Genomic DNA, 16,359 nt, shown 5'->3' on the forward strand with positions numbered 1-16,359 from the left:
AACTGTTTAAAATTACCGTTTCTCTATGCCGTCCAGCACCCGCCGGATAACGTTGGCGCGTTTCATGAACTCCAGCGAGTTTGTCACGTCCTGATTATCGACAATCTGTTTGAACTGCTGCAGGAAATCGATATAGGCCCCCAGTGCGTCAGACACATTGGCCCGGTTCTGATCGAAGATCGGCGCCCACATCTGCGGAGAGCTTTTGGCCAGCCGCACCGTACTGCTGAAACCCGTGCTGGCCATATCGAAGATGGTTTGCTCATCTTTCTCTTTTTCCAGCACCGTCAGGCCGAGCGCAAAGGCGCTGATGTGGCTCAGGTGCGAGACGTAGGCCAGGTGCAGGTCGTGCTCCTGTGGAGTCATGAAAAACAGTTTCATGCCAATGTCGCGGAAAAGACTTTCGACCAGGGCCAGGCTATCCGGATCGCTTTTGTCGCGGTCGCAGATGATGAGGTTCTTGCCGGGTAATAACTCGCGGAAGGCCGCGCCGGGGCCGGAGTTCTCGGTACCCGCCATAGGGTGAGCCGCTACGAACTGCGCCCGGTTGGGGTGCGCATCGACGAGGTGGCAGATGAGTCCTTTGGTAGAGCCCAGGTCAACCACGGTAGCGCCCGCCGGCAGCTGATCGAGTACGGAGGGCAGCAGGTCGAGAATGACGTTGACGGGCGTAGCCAGCACAACGAGGGTACTCTGCGCAACGGCTTCGGGCAGCGGCAGCAGCTCGTCAACGATGCCTTTGGCGAGGGCCAGCTGTCCGTTCACCGCCGACGCATCGACGCCGACGAACCGCATTCGGGGGTATTTGTCACGCAGGGCCAGGGCGAATGAGCCGCCCAGAAGACCGATGCCTACGATGCTGATTGTCATGCCTGTATGCGTTGGGTTGCTTCCTGAATTCGTTCTTTGGGTACGCAGAGCGAGATGCGAATATACCGCTCGCCTTTGGGGCCGAAGATGAAGCCCGGCGCAATGAATACGTGTTTCTGATACAGCAGCTCGTTCACGAGGTCTTCGGCCGAGGCTACGGAGTCGGGCAGTCGGGCCCAGATAAACAACCCTTCCTGATCGGGGCTGTAGGTGCAGCCGAGGGCGTCGAGCAGCGCATGAACCGCGTCCAGGCGACCCTGGTAAACGGCGTTCCGCTCGCGGTGCCAGTCGTCGGAGTTGCCGAGGGCTTCCGTGGCTGCATCCATCAGGGGTTTGAACTGGCCCGAGTCAACGTTACTTTTTATGGTCAGTACCGCATCGATATACGGTTTGGCCCCGGCCAGCCAGCCAATGCGCCAGCCCGCCATGTTGTGCGACTTACTGAGCGAGTTCAGTTCAACCGCCACCTCGCGGGCGCCGTCGACCGACAACAGGCTGATGGGCGGTTTTTTGTTCAGAATCAGGCTGTAGGGATTGTCGTGGCAGAGCAGTACCCGGTGGTCGTGGGCAAACCGAACGGCCTGTTCGAATAGCTCGCGGGTGGCGGGCGCACCGGTGGGCATGTGCGGGTAGTTCAGCCAGATGATTTTGGTGTGGGGCGTAGCCGCCACCAGATCGGCCATAGCGCTCCAGTCGGGTTGCCAGCCGTGGTACTCCCGGAGCGGGTATTCCAGCACGTTGGCGCCGAGCATATGGCTCACGGCGCGGTAGGCGGGGTAGCCCAGCTCAGGCACCAGCACCCCATCGCCCTCGTTCAGAAACGTCAGCGACAGGTGGGTAATGCCTTCTTTCGACCCGATCAGGGGCAGCAGCTCCGTGTCGGCATTCAGCGTAACGCCGTAGGTATGCTGGTAAAAGCGGGCAATAGCCTGCCGGAGTCCGGGAGTACCTTTGTAAGGTTGATAGCCGTGTGCCGACGGTTGCCGGGCCGAAGCCATCAGCGCGTCGATGGTAGAGTCAGAGGGCATCAGATCGGGGTTGCCGATGCCAATATTGATGACGTCGTGGCCAGCTGCCAGGAGCGTACGTACTTCGGCGAGTTTAACCGAAAAGTAGTACTCCTGCGTTTGGTCGGCACGGTGAGCTACGGGAATGATCATTGGTACGAATGCGTCGGAGTCGGCAGATTAATCGTGGTTTGGGCCGGTCGATGAAAAAACGAACCGCAAAGATAAGGCCGAAGCGGGTCGGGTTGGACAGCTAATCCGATGAATCACGATTGCAGACAGTATTTTAGCAGGGGAGCCACATGCAGCGCCTGTAGCATCTGGCCGGTTTCGATGATGTCGAGGACGCGCTCCCGCGACACCAGGTGTACGGTAATTTCTTCGGTAATCTCCAGTTCCTGCGCCTGTACGGGTTCGACGCCCGTTGCCAGAAAACAGTAACAGCGGTTGGTATGGGTACCGGGGTTGGCCGACAGGGTGAGCAGCGGCTCCCAGTGCCCACCGCCAAAGCCGGTTTCTTCGAGGAGTTCGCGCTGGGCCGTGGCCAGGGCCGACTCGCCCGGATCGACTACGCCGGCGCAAAGCTCGTAGCGAACATCGGCCGATCCGTGCCGGTACTGGCGGATCAGCACCAGCTGGCCTTCGGTCGTAACGGCCACTACGTTGATCCAGTCGGGGTACTCGAGCAGAAAATAGTCAGGAATATACCCCCCGCTGGCCATCCGGACGGCGTCTTTCCGAACTGTGAACCAGGGTAGCTGATGGATGTATTCAGAGGATTCGACCTGCCAGGGCTGCGGGTCGTTGTCAGGCGTTGTCATGCCGCAAAGGTAGGCACGACTAGCGGACTAATTCGTCGGCGAAGCGCAGATACTGCGCCCAGTCGTAGTCGGTTACGTCATGTTTGCCGCTTCGGTTGTGGTAGCGTACCGTCTGGCCTACAGGCTCGTTCAGGCCCGGAAAGCGAACCGGACCCAGCCCGGTTTTGCCATACAGCCGGTAAACGCTTTCGGCTTCGACACCGCCCAGAAACTCGCCCCGCGGGTCGGACCACTGATCGCCGTCGGCACTGGCAATATAGAGCGGGCGCGGGGCTATCAGCGCCAGCAGTTCGTGCTGATCGACAGGCAGTTCGGCTACTCGCTTGCTATAGGTGGTGTAGCGCGGGCAGAACCAGTGCGGGAAATGGGTGCTGATGCGCTCCAGGGTTTCGCCGTACCAGCGCCGGGCCAGGGCCGCCCCGCCCTCGCCCGACTCGTTGGAGATGACGGCTGCAAACCGGGTATCCTGCGCTCCGGCCCATAACGAGGCCTTGCCAATCCGCGAATGGCCCATCACCATAACCCGTTTGCTATCGATGGCGGGGTCGGTTTGCAGGTAATCCATGATGCGGCTCAATCCCCAGGCCCAGGCTCCGATAGCGCCCCAGTTGCTGGCTTTGGTAGTATCGCCCAGTACGGAGCGGATGCCCGTATGCCAGCCCTGCGGGTAGTCAGGTTCGATGTCGCCATAGTAGGCCGTAGCCAGGGCGTAACCCCGTTTCAGCACGGTTTCTATGGGCCAGCGGGTGGCTTGCAGGCCACGGGCTTTTTCGGTAGCGCGGTTGTTGACCGATACGTTGCCAATCACATTGCTGACCCAGCGGGTCGAGAGCGGAATATCGGCTTCGGTCGTGACGCAGTGGTTGCCGCAGAAGTTCAGGCCCAGGAAAACGGGCGCGGGCTTTTGAGCGCTTTTGGGTATGTACAGCAGTACGTCGATGGGGGGCAGTTGGGGGTAGTCGGCAAAGAAAATAGAGATCTGCTTCCGGGTGGCCAGCCCGTTCAGGGCCGCCTGGTCGATATTGCTGACCTGAAACCGGAGTTTTACGGCCTGAGCCGGGGTTTGCCCGTACACGTTGTCGGCAAAGAGTTGCAGCAGTTCGGTCCGGCGTTTTTGCCAGTCGGCCGGGCTGCTGATGCGTTTGCCTGCCTTCGAAACCAGCGGGTCGGGCAGGGTATACGTACCTACTTTGGCTTCGTCATAATTGGCGGGCGGCTCGGGAGCCTGGCCCAGGGCGGGCTGTAGGAGGGTGAGTAACAGCGCTAAACCAGGAACAAGGCGGGTCATCAGGCTAGGGAAAGGGTTCTGTCGGGAAAGCAGCGAACCGCCTTTTTCATACTGATTTTAGCCAATTCATATTAACCGGCTTGTCTGTTTCGTTGTCTAAACGGTTTTTACCTTCGCGTGCTGATTGTTCGAGATACCTGATGAGAAACGCTTTTTCTGTTTGTGCTGCTGCTCTTTGCCTGTTCGCTACGTCCTGCCACCGTCCCGTCGCTTATTTTCAGCGTACGCCTTACAGCCCGGCCCGGCTGGCGCAGGCAACTCCTGAACCCGCTGCCGACATGCCGGAAGATACCCTGGCGCTGGTAGCTGACGCTATGACTGAGCCGCCACAAACAGAACCTATCCAGGCCGGACCCATCCAGGCCGGACCTATCCAGGCTGCCCCGCTCCTGGCCAGTCGGCAAACGCGTATCGACAACTCGGCCCAGACGCGCCTGGACCACCGCATGCGTCGGGTCGAATCGATGCTGACCCACCCCGCGCCGGTCGCCGATCAGCAGCCGGGGCCGGGCCCCAAACCGAAAAAGCAGATGCGGCTGGGTAACAAGATCCGGCAGGCGCTGGGCATGCCGCTGCGCGAAGAGCTGAACTGGTGGCAGCGCATCAGCTGGAAACTGAAAGCTTCGGTTATTGTCATCCTGGTGGCCATCCTGTTTGCTATCTTCCACGTAACGATCCTAGCCGTAATCTTCGGTCTGCTGGGGGCCTTCCTGCTCATCAGTGGCCTGCGCCGGTCGTTCAAGGTGCGTCGGCCATGGTTCTGATCATTCCGGTCTGACCGGGCGGCCAGACCGGAACGATGCCCTTATTTAATAAACCGGATCGAGAGCGGATACCGGTAGTACTCGCCGTTATTGGCTTTGATAGCCGCAATCAGCGTAAAGATCAACCAGACGGCCCCAACCACCCAGAGGAGCACGAAGCCAATCAGGATCAGGAAGAGCAGAAACGCCACGCCCGCGGCCAGGGCCATGGTAATGTTGAAGTTAACCGCTTCCTTGCCGTGGTAGTCGATAAACGCCGACTTGTCTTTCTGAACCTGCCAGACAATCAGCGGCCCAACGAGGCTGCCGACCAGCGTGAAAAACCCCGTCAGCGAACTCAGGTGCGTTAGCATGGCCCACATGCGCTCGTCGGACTGGCTCATGGGCGGTGGCCCAACGGGAGAGCTGCCCAGTGGGGGAGGGGGTGGTTGATTCTGCATAGAAACACGGTTTGGTGATTACTTAGTCCAGCGCAATAACCCAGTCGTCCTGTTCAACCACGATTCCTTCGGTCAGCACGACCTTGGCTACTTTCCCTTCTTTGGGAGCCGCCACGATGCTTTCCATCTTCATGGCTTCGATAACGAACAGCGGCTGGTTTTTCTTCACCGCATCGCCTTCTTTCACCAGAATACGCGTCAGCCGGCCCTGCAATGGAGCCCCTACGTCGCCGTCTTTGCTTACTTTGGCGTTCATCTGCTTTTCTACCTTCGAAGCCCGGTCGCGGACCTGCACCTGGCGGGTCTGGCCGTTCAGCTCGAACGTGATCGTGCGCATACCGAACGCGTCCGGTTCGGACTGGAACAGCAGCCGGACCAGGATGTTCTTGCCTTCTTCGATCTGAATCAGAATCTCTTCGCCGGGCTTCAGGCCGTAGAAAAAGGCGGGCGTCGGAATAACGCTGACGTCGCCATACTGCTCGTTGGCTTTGTAATATTCGTCATAGACCTTCGGGTACATCTGGTACGAGAGGTAATCGACAAAGCCGTCGTTGTTCGGGTATTTCTCCTGGAAAGCCGCGAAATCCTTGTCGAAATCGATGGGCTTGAGGTGTTCGTTCGGGCGGCCCTTTATCGGCTCTTCGCCTTTCAGGACGGCCTGCTGCACATCGTCGGGGAAACCACCCACCGGCTGGCCCAGCTCGCCCTTGAAGAATCCTTTTACCGACTCCGGAAACGCCAGCGATTCGCCACGGGTCCGAACGTCGTCGGCGGTCAGGTTGTTGGCGGTCATGAAAATGGCCATGTCGCCGACTACCTTCGAGGACGGAGTTACTTTCACGATGTCGCCGAAGAGCTGGTTGGCCACGACGTAGTTTTTCTTCAGCGTCTCGAACTTGTCGCCAAGGCCGGTAGCCATCGCCTGCGGTTTGAGGTTGGAGTACTGCCCGCCCGGAATCTCGTTTTCGTAGACCTCCGCACTGCCGGCTTTCATGCCGCTTTCGAAGGGGTAATAGTACTCCCGAACGTCTTCCCAATAGTTGGAGTATGCGTTTAACGAAGACAGGTCGATGGGACACTCGCGTTCGTGGCCCTGCATCATGGCTACTACCGAGTTGAAGTTAGGCTGCGAGGTTAAGCCCGACAGGGCGCCCAGCGCACAGTCGACAATATCGACACCGGCGTCGATGGCTTTCAGGTACGAAGCAGCCTGGATACCCGGCGTGTCGTGGGTATGGAGGTGGATCGGGATGCTGACGGCCTGTTTGAGTTCGCGGACCAGCACCTCGGCTGCCAGCGGCTTCAGCAGCCCGGCCATGTCTTTGATCGCCAGCAGGTGAGCCCCCTCGTCTTCGAGCTGACGGGCCAGGTCGAGGTAATATTGCAGGGTGTATTTCGACTGGCTGGGGCTGAGCATATCGCCCGTGTAGCAGATGGCGGCTTCGCAGAGCGCGTCGGTACGTTCGCGGACGGCCCGGATGCTGACCTTCATAGCGTCGATCCAGTTCAGCGAGTCGAAAATCCGGAATACGTCGATGCCGGTTTCCCACGACTGTACCACAAATTTCTCGATCAGGTTATCGGGGTAGGCCGAGTAGCCAACGGCGTTGGAACCGCGGAAGAGCATCTGGAGCAGCATATTCGGCATGGCTTCGCGCAGGGCTGCCAGCCGTTTCCAGGGGCTTTCGTACAGAAAACGCATCGCCACGTCGAAGGTAGCTCCGCCCCAAACTTCCATCGAAAACAACTCCGGATGGGCTTTGGCAAAGCCTTCGGCCACCCGTTGCAGATCCTGCGTCCGGACCCGCGTCGCCAGCAGCGACTGGTGACCGTCGCGGAAGGTGGTATCGGTGTACAGGATCGGTTTCTGGTCGTTGACCCACTGAACGAACGACTCGCGGCCCAGCTCTTTCAGGCGGTTGCGGTTGCCCGATGGGTAGGGCCCGAAGGTATCGAAGGGTGGCACGACCGGCGTCCGGAATACCTTGCTGTCGTCTTTCTTTTTCACCTCCGGATTCCCGTTTACGATCACGTCGGCCAGGTAGTTGAGTACCCGCGTAGAGCGATCCTGCGGTTCGCGGAGCTGGAACAGTTCGGGGTGATTTTCGATGAACGACACCCGCGCTTCGCCCCGCTGAAAAATTGGGTGACTGATGACGTTCAGCAGGAAGCCGATGTTGGTTTTAACCCCCCGAATCCGGAACTCGACCAGCGCGCGGGTCAGACGCTGGGTAGCGCCCTTGAGCGTACGGCCCCGGGCCGACACCTTCACGATCATCGAGTCGAAATACGGCGAGATTTTCATGCCCGCGTAGCTGCTGCCTTCATCGAGCCGGATACCGAAACCGGCTGCGTTCCGGTACGCGATGATGGTGCCGAAGTCGGGTTTGAACCCGTTGGCGGGGTCTTCGGTCGTGATGCGGCACTGGATGGCGAATCCGTTGAGGGGCACCTCGTCCTGGTGGTTGATGTAGATGCCGTTGTCGGAGAGCTGATACCCCATCGCAATCAGGATCTGTGTCCGAACGATGTCGATACCGGTCACCTCTTCAGTAATGGTATGTTCTACCTGAATGCGGGGGTTGACCTCGATAAAATAAATATTCTCGTTTTTGTCGACGAGGAACTCGACCGTTCCGGCGTTGGAGTAGTTCACGGCCCGGCCCAGCTGCAGGGCGTAGTCGTACAGTTTCTGCTTGGTTTCCTGCCGCAGCCCGAACGACGGCGCTACCTCGACCACCTTCTGAAACCGTCGTTGTACCGAGCAGTCGCGTTCGTAGAGGTGAACGATATTGCCGTGCTGGTCGCCCAGGAGCTGTACTTCAATGTGCTTGGGATCTTCGATGAATTTTTCGAGGAAGATGGTATCGTCGCCGAACGCGTTGCGGGCTTCGTTTTTAGCCTCGGTAAACGCTTTCTCGAAATCGTCGACGTTCCGAACAACGCGCATCCCGCGTCCCCCTCCGCCGGCAGCCGCTTTCACCATGACCGGAAACCCGATGCGCTGGGCTTCCTGCAGGGCAAACTCGGGCGACATATTTTCTTCGCGCGAGTCGGGGATGAGCGGTACATTGGCGCTCATGGCCAGGTTTTTAGCCCGTACCTTATCGCCCAGGGCGTCCATGGCTTCGGGCGACGGGCCAATGAAGATGATGCCTTCTTCGCGACACCGGCGCGCCAGCTTCACGTTTTCGGACAGAAATCCGTAGCCGGGGTGGATGGCGTCAATCTGGTGACGTTTGGCCAGCAGGATGATCCCTTCTACGTCGAGATACGGCTTTAGCGGATCTTCGTCGCGGCCAATCTGGTACGCTTCGTCAGCTTTGTAGCGGTGGAGTGAATACCGGTCTTCGTAGGTATAAACAGCAACGGTGGTGATGCCAAGTTCGGTAGCAGCCCGCATGATGCGGATGGCAATTTCGCCCCGGTTGGCGACGAGCAGGCGTTTAATCGGGCGGATGTAATCTTTCATGGTAGTCAGGCCAGCGTGGCTTCAGGTTGTACAGGTGTCGAAACGACAAGGCAAGATTATCGAAAATTTTGGGAAATGGAGAAGTTGCCATAGAAAGGAATTGTTTTTCGTGGTAAATGGCCCCTGCAAGCGTCTGTATTCGTATGGGTTGGTTTACTTATTATTCGTTATAAACCGCTGTCAGGGTCTTCGGGGAGATAGGGTTGTCGTCACTGGTTTGGCACCACTGTCAGTAAGTGCCTTTATAACCACTGTCAGGGTCTTCAACCACTGACAGGGTTCTGGTCGCTTACACCCTGTCAGTGGTCGAAGACTCTGACAGGGGTGCCAAACAGATAATCTACCAACCTCTATTGGACATCACCAAACCACCAACGCCTGTAGCAGCCGGAGGTACCATTGGCTTCGGGGCGGATAATTCGGAGAGTCAGCTGGATGGCATGGCATTAAGCCGTAAACTTGCGCTACAAATAACCCACTAGTATTCACGACAATGTTTGCTCGTTTACTCTCTATGGCTGCCGTAGCCTGCCTGACCGGTACGGCCTATGCACAAATTCAATTACCAGCCGCCAGCCCGTCGGCCACCGTATCGCAGCAGGTCGGTCTGGGTACCGTTACCGTCGAGTATGCCCGCCCGTCGCTCAAAGGCCGCACCATGTTCGGCGACCAGGTTCCCTACGGTAAAGTGTGGCGGACCGGAGCCAACAAGATCACCAATATCGTGCTGTCAGAAGATATGCTGGTGGCTGGCAAAGCTATTCCCGCCGGTCGGTACGGGCTGTACGCCATCCCGACCGCTGCTGACTTTACGTTTATTGTCAACAAGGATGCGAATAGCTGGGGGGCGTATGACTACAAAGAAGCGAACGACGTAGCCCGGTTCGCGGTCAAAACCGAGAAAACAAACGCCCCGGCCGAAGCACTGACCTTTGAGTTTACCGACTTTACCCCCACATCAGCCAACCTGACGCTGCGCTGGGAGAAACTGGTGGCACGTTTGCCCCTCAAAAACGACCCCGACACTAAAATCATGGCCCAGATTGCGGAGCAGACGGCCAAAGCCGACGTTAAACCGGGGGTGTTATCGGCCGCTGCCAATTACTATTACGATACCAATCGGGATATGAAGCAGGCCCTGACCTGGGCCAATAAAGTGGTCGAGTCAGAAAAACAATACTGGACTTACCACCTGCGGGCTAAGATCGCGGCCAAAACCGGCGACTGTAAACAGGCCCGCGCTGACGCCCAGCAATCGCTCGAACTGGCTAAGAAAGCCGGTGATGATGCGTATATCAAAAATAACGAGCGGATTCTGGCCGACTGTAAGTAAGCAGCCTGCCGACGCGCCGGACAGTAAACCATCCGGCGCGTCGGAACGCGATACACTAACCCCATTTCTGATGTCTATTGCTAAGCGCGTCAGTCGTTTCGATGCTCACCAGCGGCTCTATCTGGCGCTGGGCGTTGCGTTGCTGACGGCGTTGGTGGTGATGCCGACCACCTATCAGACGCCGGTAAAGCTAACCCTGATCTGGATCGGGTACGCCTGTACGGTACTAGGGCTGATGTGGACGTCGATTCTGGTGGCGCACCCCCGCGATCTGCCCCGGCTCTCGCGCCTGCAGGATTCGAGCCGGACATTCATTTTTGCGTTTGTGGTCGTGGCGGCTGTGGCGAGCCTGTTTGCCGTTGTGGCCCTGCTCGACAGCATGAAGCCAGCCGAACGGGCCACGCATAGTACGCTGGCTGTGCTGGCCGTTTTCAGTGCCTGGGCGCTGGTGCATACGGTATTCATCATGCGATACGCGCACCTGTACTACGGCAACGACCCCCGACAAACGCATCGGCCGGGGGGACTTGATTTCCCGCACGAACCCGAACCGGATTACCTCGACTTTGCGTATTTCTCGTTCGTGATCGGGATGACGAGCCAGGTGTCCGACGTGGCCATTGGCTCGAAGGCCATGCGCCGGACAGCGCTCATCCATGGGGTACTCTCGTTTGGGTTCAACACTACCATCATTGCGCTGACCATCAGCGGCCTCGCCCCCCTGCTTTAGCTTGCTGCTTACGGGCTTTCTCGGCCTGCTCGCGCTCGTATTCTTCCCGATGCCGTTTGTCTGACTCCAGGGTGCGGTACAGGCCGTTAAGAACATAGATGTCGTCTACTTCATCGATGAGCCGGTGCAGGTGTTCGCGGACTTGGGTAATATTCATTCGTTTATCTGGTGACGCGCCCACTAAGCTGACGCGTACGGAAAGAGAGGTGATTTTTGTCCCGGCTGCGTATATCCGGTTGTTCTTATAACACACCAGCGCCCGTTTTGGGTCAGTGAAAAAAGAAATAGCCGAGCGCAATACCGGCAATAACCCCGACCAGATCGGCAAACAGACCGTACGGAATGGCGTAGCGCGTGTTTCGGATGCCTACCGAGCCGAAGTAGAGCGCTACGATGTAAAACGTCGTGTCGGCCGACCCCTGAAAGATGCATACCAGCCGCCCTACGAACGAGTCGGGGCCAAACTGCTTCATGGCATCGATCATCAGCGCCCGTGCGCCCGAGCCGCTCAGCGGTTTCATCAGCGCCACGGGCAGCGCATCGGTAAAGTCGGTATTCAGCCCCGTTAGGTCGAACAGGTATTTCATGCCGCCCACGAGGTAGTCCATAGCGCCTGCATTTCGAAACGCACCGATGGCCACCAGCATCCCAACCAGATACGGAATGATACGCACCGAGGTTTCGAACCCGCCTTTGGCGCCTTCGATGAAGGTCTCAAAAACCGGCACTTTTCGGCGCATGGCCCCCAGCAGAAACGACACGACGATGGTCAGCAGAATCAGGTTGCCCGTTACTTTCGAGATGATTTCTATTTCTTCTTTCGGCTTGCCCGACAGCCACCACAGGGCCAGCACAATCAGGCCGGTGATGCCCCCGAGCCAGCCGAGTACGGTGGTGTTTAGCAGGTTGATACGCTGTTTGAGCGCAACGGCTACCAGCGCTACCACGGTGGTGACGTAAGTGCCGATGATGCAGGGAATAAAGATATCGGACGGGTCTTTGGCGCCCAGAATAGCCCGCTGCGCCATGATGCTGAGCGGTATGATCGTCAGCCCCGAGGTGTGCAGGACCAGGAACATGATCTGCGCGTTCGAGGCTGTGTCTTTGTTGGGGTTCAGCTCCTGCAAACTGCTCATGGCCCGCAGGCCGAAGGGCGTGGCTGCATTGTCGAGGCCGAGCATGTTGGCCGAGAAGTTCATGATCATCTGGCCGTTGGCCGGGTGATCTTTCGGTACTTCGGGAAAGAGTTTATGGAAGAACGGCCCGATGATCCGCGCCAGAAAATTGATGGCGCCGGCTTTCTCCCCTACGTTCAGCAGCCCCAGAAAAAACGTCATTACGCCCGCCAGCGGCAACGCAATGTCCATGACCGCTACCTTCGACGAGTCGAACAGGCCCTCAACAATGATCTTGAAAATTTCGGTGTCGCCCAGAAAAATGAGCTTGGCCAGCGCCACCAGAAAGGCAATCAGAAAAAAAGCAACCCAGATGTAATTTAGAGCCATCAGTCTCGATGAGTGAACGAGCGAATGAAGAGAAGAACGATCGACTTCGTCTACGCCCCTGCGCCAGCTTTGGTTATAAATCCTGTAAGTTTACACGATCGACCGGCACAAATCAATCTTCATGAACGACTACCTCACGAAGCATCCCCATTTTATCACGTTTCTGCTCCTGTTTTCCCTTTTTGCGTCACTGACAACGTCCCTTACGGCCCAGTCGCTCGAAGGGGCTATGAAAAAACAAGGGCTTGTCGACATCCAGACGGTAGACCCGTCCATTCTGGTCGAACTGAAGTACTCGACGACCGATAACTTTGTCGGGAAAGATGTCTACGGCGACCTGACGCGGGCGTACATGCAGCCAATGGCAGCCCAAAAGCTAGCCAGTGCCAGCCGGGCGTTACAGGCCCGTCACCCCGACCTTCGCCTGTTGGTCTACGATGCGGCCCGCCCGCGCAAGGCGCAATGGAATCTCTGGAACGCCCTGCCTGAGCTAGCCGAAGGCGAACGCCAGAAATACGTAGCTGACCCGCGCAAAGGATCGATTCATAACTACGGTTGCGCGGTTGACCTGACCGTGGCCACGAAAGAGGGGAAACCCCTCGATATGGGCACTAAATACGATTTCTTCGGTGAACTGGCGTACCCGTCCGAAGAGGAGCGGTTGCTCAAAGCCGGTAAGCTGACCAAACAGCAGGTAGAGAACCGGCGTATTCTCCGCACGGCCATGCGGGCGGGTGGTTTCAGCTCCATCGAGTTCGAGTGGTGGCATTTCAACGCCCTGTCCCGCGAAAAAGCCAAAATGATGTTCCGGATTGTCGACTGAACTGTTTTCTGGTAAACAACAAATCAGCTCCCTGTCTAGGCTACGGCCCCGCGCCGTCGATGCATGGCTTTTATAGGTTAAAATACCAGATTATCGATCAGGCGGACGTTGCCGAGGTGGGCGGCCAGGCAGATAGCCGTCTGGCCGGGAGCCAGCACTTCGTTGGCCAGTTGCAGCGTATCGGCGTTGGCTACTTCGACGTACTCCAGCCGGAAACTGCGGTGGTTGGTGAAAAAACCGGTTACAGCCGCCTTCGCCTGTGTTGTACTCTGGCCCTCGCGCAGCAGATCGTGAGCCAGCGTCAGCGCTTCGTGCAGGGCGGGTGCCTGCTCCCGTTCGGCCGGTGTCAGGTTGCGGTTACGCGATGACATGGCCAGTCCGTCGGTTTCACGGACGGTAGGGCAGCGGATCAGCTCGACCGGGAAGCTCAGATCGCGGATGAGTCGGCGTACGACGGCCACCTGTTGCAGATCTTTCTGGCCGAAATAGGCCCGGGTGGGCTGAACGATGTTGAAGAGTTTAGCGACTACGATGCCTACGCCGTTGAAATGACCCGGACGCATGGCGCCTTCCATGACCGTTTCCAGCTCGCCGAAGTTCAGTTTGAGAAGGGGGGGCTCGGGATACATCTCGTCGACCGAAGGCGCAAAAACTACGTCGCAGCCCGCCGTTTCGAGCAGCCGACAGTCCTCCTCGAGCGTGCGCGGGTACCGGGCCAGATCGTCGGGGTTATTAAACTGCACCGGGTTAACGAATATACTACAGACAACCAGATCGTTCTCCTCTTTGGCCTGCTGAATCAGGGTTAGGTGGCCATCGTGAAGAGCGCCCATGGTAGGTACAAGCCCAACAGAATGAGTAGGTTGACGGGAAGAAAGCTGTTGACGAAGCGAAGCAATTGAGTGAATGAGGAGCATAAAGTAGACGAGCTTGGACGCAGAGCCGGGCGTAGGAAACCGGGCAGAAACAAGCCGGTGGGGCTTATTATCGGGCTGTGCGATCCTTCTTTTTTTGCACAAATCTTATTGAAATACGGGAAAAAATTGTATAATTTTGCAAGTTTTTTGGTTCTCTCAGACAACACCCGCTTCCCGTTCTTATGAGCAAATTACGTATTCTTTACGTTGCCAGCGAGATTAATCCCTTTCTGAAAACGTCCGATGTTGCCGATTTCGTCCGTAAACTGCCGCAGGCTATGCAGGAGCGGGGCATGGAAATTCGAATCCTGGTGCCGCGCTTTGGACTGATCAACGAACGCAAAAACCGCTTGCACGAGGTAGTACGGTTGTCGGGTATCAATATTGCCGTGGGTGACGAAGAGAAACCATTGATTATCAAGGTGGCTTCGATCCCGACGGCCAAGCTACAGGTCTATTTTATTGATAACGAAGACTATTTCCAGCGGAAGTACGTTTTTCATGACAAAGAGAATCGCTTTTACGAAGACAACGATGAGCGGGCTATCTTCTTCTGCAAAGGCGTGCTCGAAACCGTCAAAAAGTTAGGCTGGGCGCCCGATATCGTACACTGCAACGACTGGATGACCGCCCTGATTCCGCTGTACCTCAAGACAACCTATAAAAACGACCCCATGTTTAAAGACACCAAGTCGGTTTTTACGGTTTACAACAACGCCTTTGAGCATCGCTTTGAAGGCGACATCATCGAAAAGGCCCGGATGATGGACATCGACGACGAAATGCTGGCAGAATTGAAAACGGCGGACTTCCCCGGCTTCATTCGAATTGGCTCAACCTATGCAGACGCTGTGGTTCGCGCCGAAGAAGAGTCGAGCGAAAGTCTCAACGCCATTTTAACTGATTTACCCGAACATAAATTTGATGCTGCCGACGATGAAGATGTTGCCGAACGTTATTACAACCTGTACACGCAGCTGGCTGGGTAGACTAACTCTACTGGCCGGTGCTGTAGCGGGCGTTCTGGCCTGTGAAGAACCTAAAGAAATCGGGCTAACCCCTACCACGCCCGTTACTGTTTCCTATACCGATACGCTGACCGTTACGCGCGAAACCATTCGGTTCGACTCGGTCCGGAGCAATGACCAGAGTACCATGCTGGTCGGTCGGTATACCGATCCCATCTTTGGCCGGGTGCAGACCCGGTCGTTCGTGCAGCTGTCGCTGGGGTCTAATTTTGTGGTGACCGACTCGGCCACGACCAACGTAACGCCCGCCAGCCGTATCGTTTATGATTCGACGCGCCTGTTTCTGGACTACGATCAGCTGTATTACGGCGATACTACCCAGACGCAGGAACTCCAGATTTACCGGCTTACCGACAGTCTGAACACAACGATCAACTACGATATCAGCAGTAATGTGCCGGCCGAAGCCCAGCCGCTGATTCGGCAAACCATCCGGCCGCGTCCGAACACAACGGATTCGTTATCGTTCAAGCTGACCGTGCCCGACGCATTTGGGCGGGAGCTGATGGCGCTGGCCAATACGGAAGCGGGTAAAACAACCAATCCGGCCTTGTTCCGGGCGCAGGTCCGGCGCGGGCTGATGCTGACAACGGCCTCCTCCAATCAGGCGGCTGTGATCGGCTTCTCGACCGGTTCGGCGGTGGTTGTCTATTACCACGTTGAAGGCGAAAGACGGGTGCGGTTCCAGATTTTCTCGCTGGCCGGGAAGCGATTCAACCAGATCACGGCCGATCGTTCCGGTACGGCGCTGGCCAACCTGCAGCGGGGGCAGGTACTGCCAGCCTCGGCCACCAACGAGCGTACCTTCGTTCAGCCGGGTACGGGCGTAACCACCCGGCTCACGTTCCCGACGCTGACCCGTTTTGTACAGCAGGCGCGGGTGGCCATCAACCGGGCCGATCTGATCATTACGCCAACCCGATCGACGAATGACAATATCTACGCGCCCTACCTGATGTCGCTGGCCGAGCTCGATGAGAAAAACGTGCTGCGCCGGACAGATGTAACGGGTTCGGGAACGAGCCGGTTTGGCGGCTTCCCGTTCATCGTCCCTGCAACGGGCCCGACCGACCGGACGGCCATCAGCTTTGCGCGGCCGCAACAGGTAGAACTGCGTGAACGCACCCGGGATTATACCTTCGATATGACGGGCTACCTGCAGTCGATCGTAATCGGCATAACGCCCAATACGGGGCTGGCGCTGGTAGCGCCGGGCGGCACGCTCTTTCCGCAGAATGCAAACGGGGGCGTTAGCGATGCCACCCAGGCTTTCCTGACCGACCGGGTCTGGCGAGCCGCGCTTGACGGCAAATCCAGTGTGAAGCTGGTGGTTTTCTATACCACCTCAAACTAGGAACCGC

15 protein-coding genes are annotated in these 16,359 nt (G+C 57.5%); 6 read left to right on the forward strand and 9 right to left on the reverse strand.

The features are described 5' to 3' along the window. Nucleotides 1-12: 12 nt before the first annotated feature. The 4 genes from B1C80_RS08490 to B1C80_RS08505 all read right to left on the reverse strand — a co-directional run bounded on the left by B1C80_RS08490 (nt 13) and on the right by B1C80_RS08505 (nt 3,986). Nucleotides 13-870 carry a prephenate dehydrogenase gene (locus tag B1C80_RS08490; protein WP_077920647.1) on the reverse strand — a complete coding sequence of 286 codons (858 nt, stop codon included), beginning with the start codon at nt 868-870 and terminating at the stop codon, nt 13-15. Further along, entirely contained in the window at nt 867-2,030 is a 1,164-nt protein-coding gene (locus tag B1C80_RS08495; protein ID WP_077920648.1) for a pyridoxal phosphate-dependent aminotransferase, read from the reverse strand. Before B1C80_RS08495 ends, B1C80_RS08490 begins: the two co-directional genes overlap by 4 nt. 113 nt (nt 2,031-2,143) lie before the next feature. Continuing rightward, a complete protein-coding gene (locus tag B1C80_RS08500) occupies nt 2,144-2,698 on the reverse strand; it encodes an NUDIX hydrolase (protein ID WP_077920649.1) in 555 nt (184 codons plus the stop codon). A gap of 19 nt (nt 2,699-2,717) precedes the next feature. Continuing rightward, nucleotides 2,718-3,986: an acetylxylan esterase gene (locus tag B1C80_RS08505; protein WP_077920650.1), complete on the reverse strand. Its 1,269-nt coding sequence runs from the start codon at nt 3,984-3,986 to the stop codon at nt 2,718-2,720. A 140-nt stretch (nt 3,987-4,126) separates the two neighbouring features. Here B1C80_RS08505 and B1C80_RS08510 point away from each other — a divergent pair, with 140 nt between their 5' ends. Further along, nucleotides 4,127-4,750, forward strand: a complete 624-nt coding sequence (locus B1C80_RS08510) for a CPBP family intramembrane metalloprotease (RefSeq protein WP_077920651.1) — start codon at nt 4,127-4,129, stop codon at nt 4,748-4,750. 41 nt (nt 4,751-4,791) lie between these two features. On the opposite strand, the gene B1C80_RS08515 is transcribed toward B1C80_RS08510, so the two are convergent. Together B1C80_RS08515 and B1C80_RS08520 are read right to left on the reverse strand one after the other, a co-directional pair. Next, nucleotides 4,792-5,190 (reverse strand): DUF4870 domain-containing protein, encoded by a 399-nt coding sequence (locus B1C80_RS08515; RefSeq protein WP_236648690.1) that lies wholly within the window; start codon nt 5,188-5,190, stop codon nt 4,792-4,794. A 22-nt stretch (nt 5,191-5,212) separates the two neighbouring features. Continuing rightward, a complete protein-coding gene (locus tag B1C80_RS08520; RefSeq protein ID WP_077920653.1) occupies nt 5,213-8,662 on the reverse strand; it encodes a pyruvate carboxylase in 3,450 nt (1,149 codons plus the stop codon). A 493-nt stretch (nt 8,663-9,155) separates the two neighbouring features. Between B1C80_RS08520 and B1C80_RS08525 the strand changes: the two genes are divergently transcribed. Together B1C80_RS08525 and B1C80_RS08530 are read left to right on the forward strand one after the other, a co-directional pair. Further along, nucleotides 9,156-9,995 (forward strand): DUF2911 domain-containing protein, encoded by an 840-nt coding sequence (locus B1C80_RS08525; RefSeq protein ID WP_077920654.1) that lies wholly within the window; start codon nt 9,156-9,158, stop codon nt 9,993-9,995. Between the two features lie 70 nt (nt 9,996-10,065). Then, the gene (locus tag B1C80_RS08530; RefSeq protein ID WP_077920655.1) at nt 10,066-10,725 is read left to right on the forward strand and encodes a DUF1345 domain-containing protein; all 660 of its coding nucleotides are present in this window, start codon (nt 10,066-10,068) and stop codon (nt 10,723-10,725) included. On the opposite strand, the gene B1C80_RS08535 is transcribed toward B1C80_RS08530, so the two are convergent. Then, entirely contained in the window at nt 10,700-10,882 is a 183-nt protein-coding gene (locus tag B1C80_RS08535; protein WP_077920656.1) for a hypothetical protein, read from the reverse strand. The two genes, B1C80_RS08530 and B1C80_RS08535, sit on opposite strands and share 26 nt — an antisense overlap. 112 nt (nt 10,883-10,994) lie before the next feature. After that, nucleotides 10,995-12,230, reverse strand: coding sequence for a nucleoside recognition domain-containing protein (locus tag B1C80_RS08540; RefSeq protein WP_077920657.1), 1,236 nt, complete (start codon nt 12,228-12,230; stop codon nt 10,995-10,997). A gap of 121 nt (nt 12,231-12,351) precedes the next feature. Between B1C80_RS08540 and B1C80_RS08545 the strand changes: the two genes are divergently transcribed. Continuing rightward, complete coding sequence (locus B1C80_RS08545) at nt 12,352-13,053, forward strand: M15 family metallopeptidase (RefSeq protein ID WP_369822684.1); 702 nt, start codon at nt 12,352-12,354, stop codon at nt 13,051-13,053. 77 nt (nt 13,054-13,130) lie between these two features. Here B1C80_RS08545 and panC read toward each other — a convergent pair whose 3' ends face one another. Next, a complete protein-coding gene (panC, locus tag B1C80_RS08550) occupies nt 13,131-13,970 on the reverse strand; it encodes a pantoate--beta-alanine ligase (RefSeq protein WP_077920658.1) in 840 nt (279 codons plus the stop codon). 182 nt (nt 13,971-14,152) lie between these two features. Here panC and B1C80_RS08555 point away from each other — a divergent pair, with 182 nt between their 5' ends. Together B1C80_RS08555 and B1C80_RS08560 are read left to right on the forward strand one after the other, a co-directional pair. After that, entirely contained in the window at nt 14,153-14,959 is an 807-nt protein-coding gene (locus tag B1C80_RS08555; RefSeq protein ID WP_077920659.1) for a glycogen/starch synthase, read from the forward strand. Further along, nucleotides 14,913-16,352: a DUF4270 family protein gene (locus B1C80_RS08560; protein ID WP_161492740.1), complete on the forward strand. Its 1,440-nt coding sequence runs from the start codon at nt 14,913-14,915 to the stop codon at nt 16,350-16,352. The genes B1C80_RS08555 and B1C80_RS08560 overlap by 47 nt, the downstream gene beginning before the upstream one ends. Nucleotides 16,353-16,359: the final 7 nt, after the last annotated feature.

It is taken from the genome of Spirosoma sp. 209 (assembly GCF_002006735.1).
In the GTDB taxonomy this organism is placed as follows: domain Bacteria; phylum Bacteroidota; class Bacteroidia; order Cytophagales; family Spirosomataceae; genus Spirosoma; species Spirosoma sordidisoli.

Coding starts and splice junctions, on each gene's coding strand:
- B1C80_RS08555 (WP_077920659.1), top strand. CDS start 14,153: ATGAGCAAATTACGTATTCTTTACGTTGCCAGCGAGATTAATCCCTTT.
- B1C80_RS08490 (WP_077920647.1), bottom strand. CDS start 870: ATGACAATCAGCATCGTAGGCATCGGTCTTCTGGGCGGCTCATTCGCC.
- B1C80_RS08540 (WP_077920657.1), bottom strand. CDS start 12,230: ATGGCTCTAAATTACATCTGGGTTGCTTTTTTTCTGATTGCCTTTCTG.
- B1C80_RS08500 (WP_077920649.1), bottom strand. CDS start 2,698: ATGACAACGCCTGACAACGACCCGCAGCCCTGGCAGGTCGAATCCTCT.
- B1C80_RS08545 (WP_369822684.1), top strand. CDS start 12,352: ATGAACGACTACCTCACGAAGCATCCCCATTTTATCACGTTTCTGCTC.
- B1C80_RS08530 (WP_077920655.1), top strand. CDS start 10,066: ATGTCTATTGCTAAGCGCGTCAGTCGTTTCGATGCTCACCAGCGGCTC.
- B1C80_RS08495 (WP_077920648.1), bottom strand. CDS start 2,030: ATGATCATTCCCGTAGCTCACCGTGCCGACCAAACGCAGGAGTACTAC.
- B1C80_RS08505 (WP_077920650.1), bottom strand. CDS start 3,986: ATGACCCGCCTTGTTCCTGGTTTAGCGCTGTTACTCACCCTCCTACAG.
- B1C80_RS08525 (WP_077920654.1), top strand. CDS start 9,156: ATGTTTGCTCGTTTACTCTCTATGGCTGCCGTAGCCTGCCTGACCGGT.
- B1C80_RS08510 (WP_077920651.1), top strand. CDS start 4,127: ATGAGAAACGCTTTTTCTGTTTGTGCTGCTGCTCTTTGCCTGTTCGCT.
- B1C80_RS08560 (WP_161492740.1), top strand. CDS start 14,913: ATGTTGCCGAACGTTATTACAACCTGTACACGCAGCTGGCTGGGTAGA.
- B1C80_RS08515 (WP_236648690.1), bottom strand. CDS start 5,190: ATGCAGAATCAACCACCCCCTCCCCCACTGGGCAGCTCTCCCGTTGGG.
- B1C80_RS08535 (WP_077920656.1), bottom strand. CDS start 10,882: ATGAATATTACCCAAGTCCGCGAACACCTGCACCGGCTCATCGATGAA.
- B1C80_RS08520 (WP_077920653.1), bottom strand. CDS start 8,662: ATGAAAGATTACATCCGCCCGATTAAACGCCTGCTCGTCGCCAACCGG.
- panC (WP_077920658.1), bottom strand. CDS start 13,970: ATGCTCCTCATTCACTCAATTGCTTCGCTTCGTCAACAGCTTTCTTCC.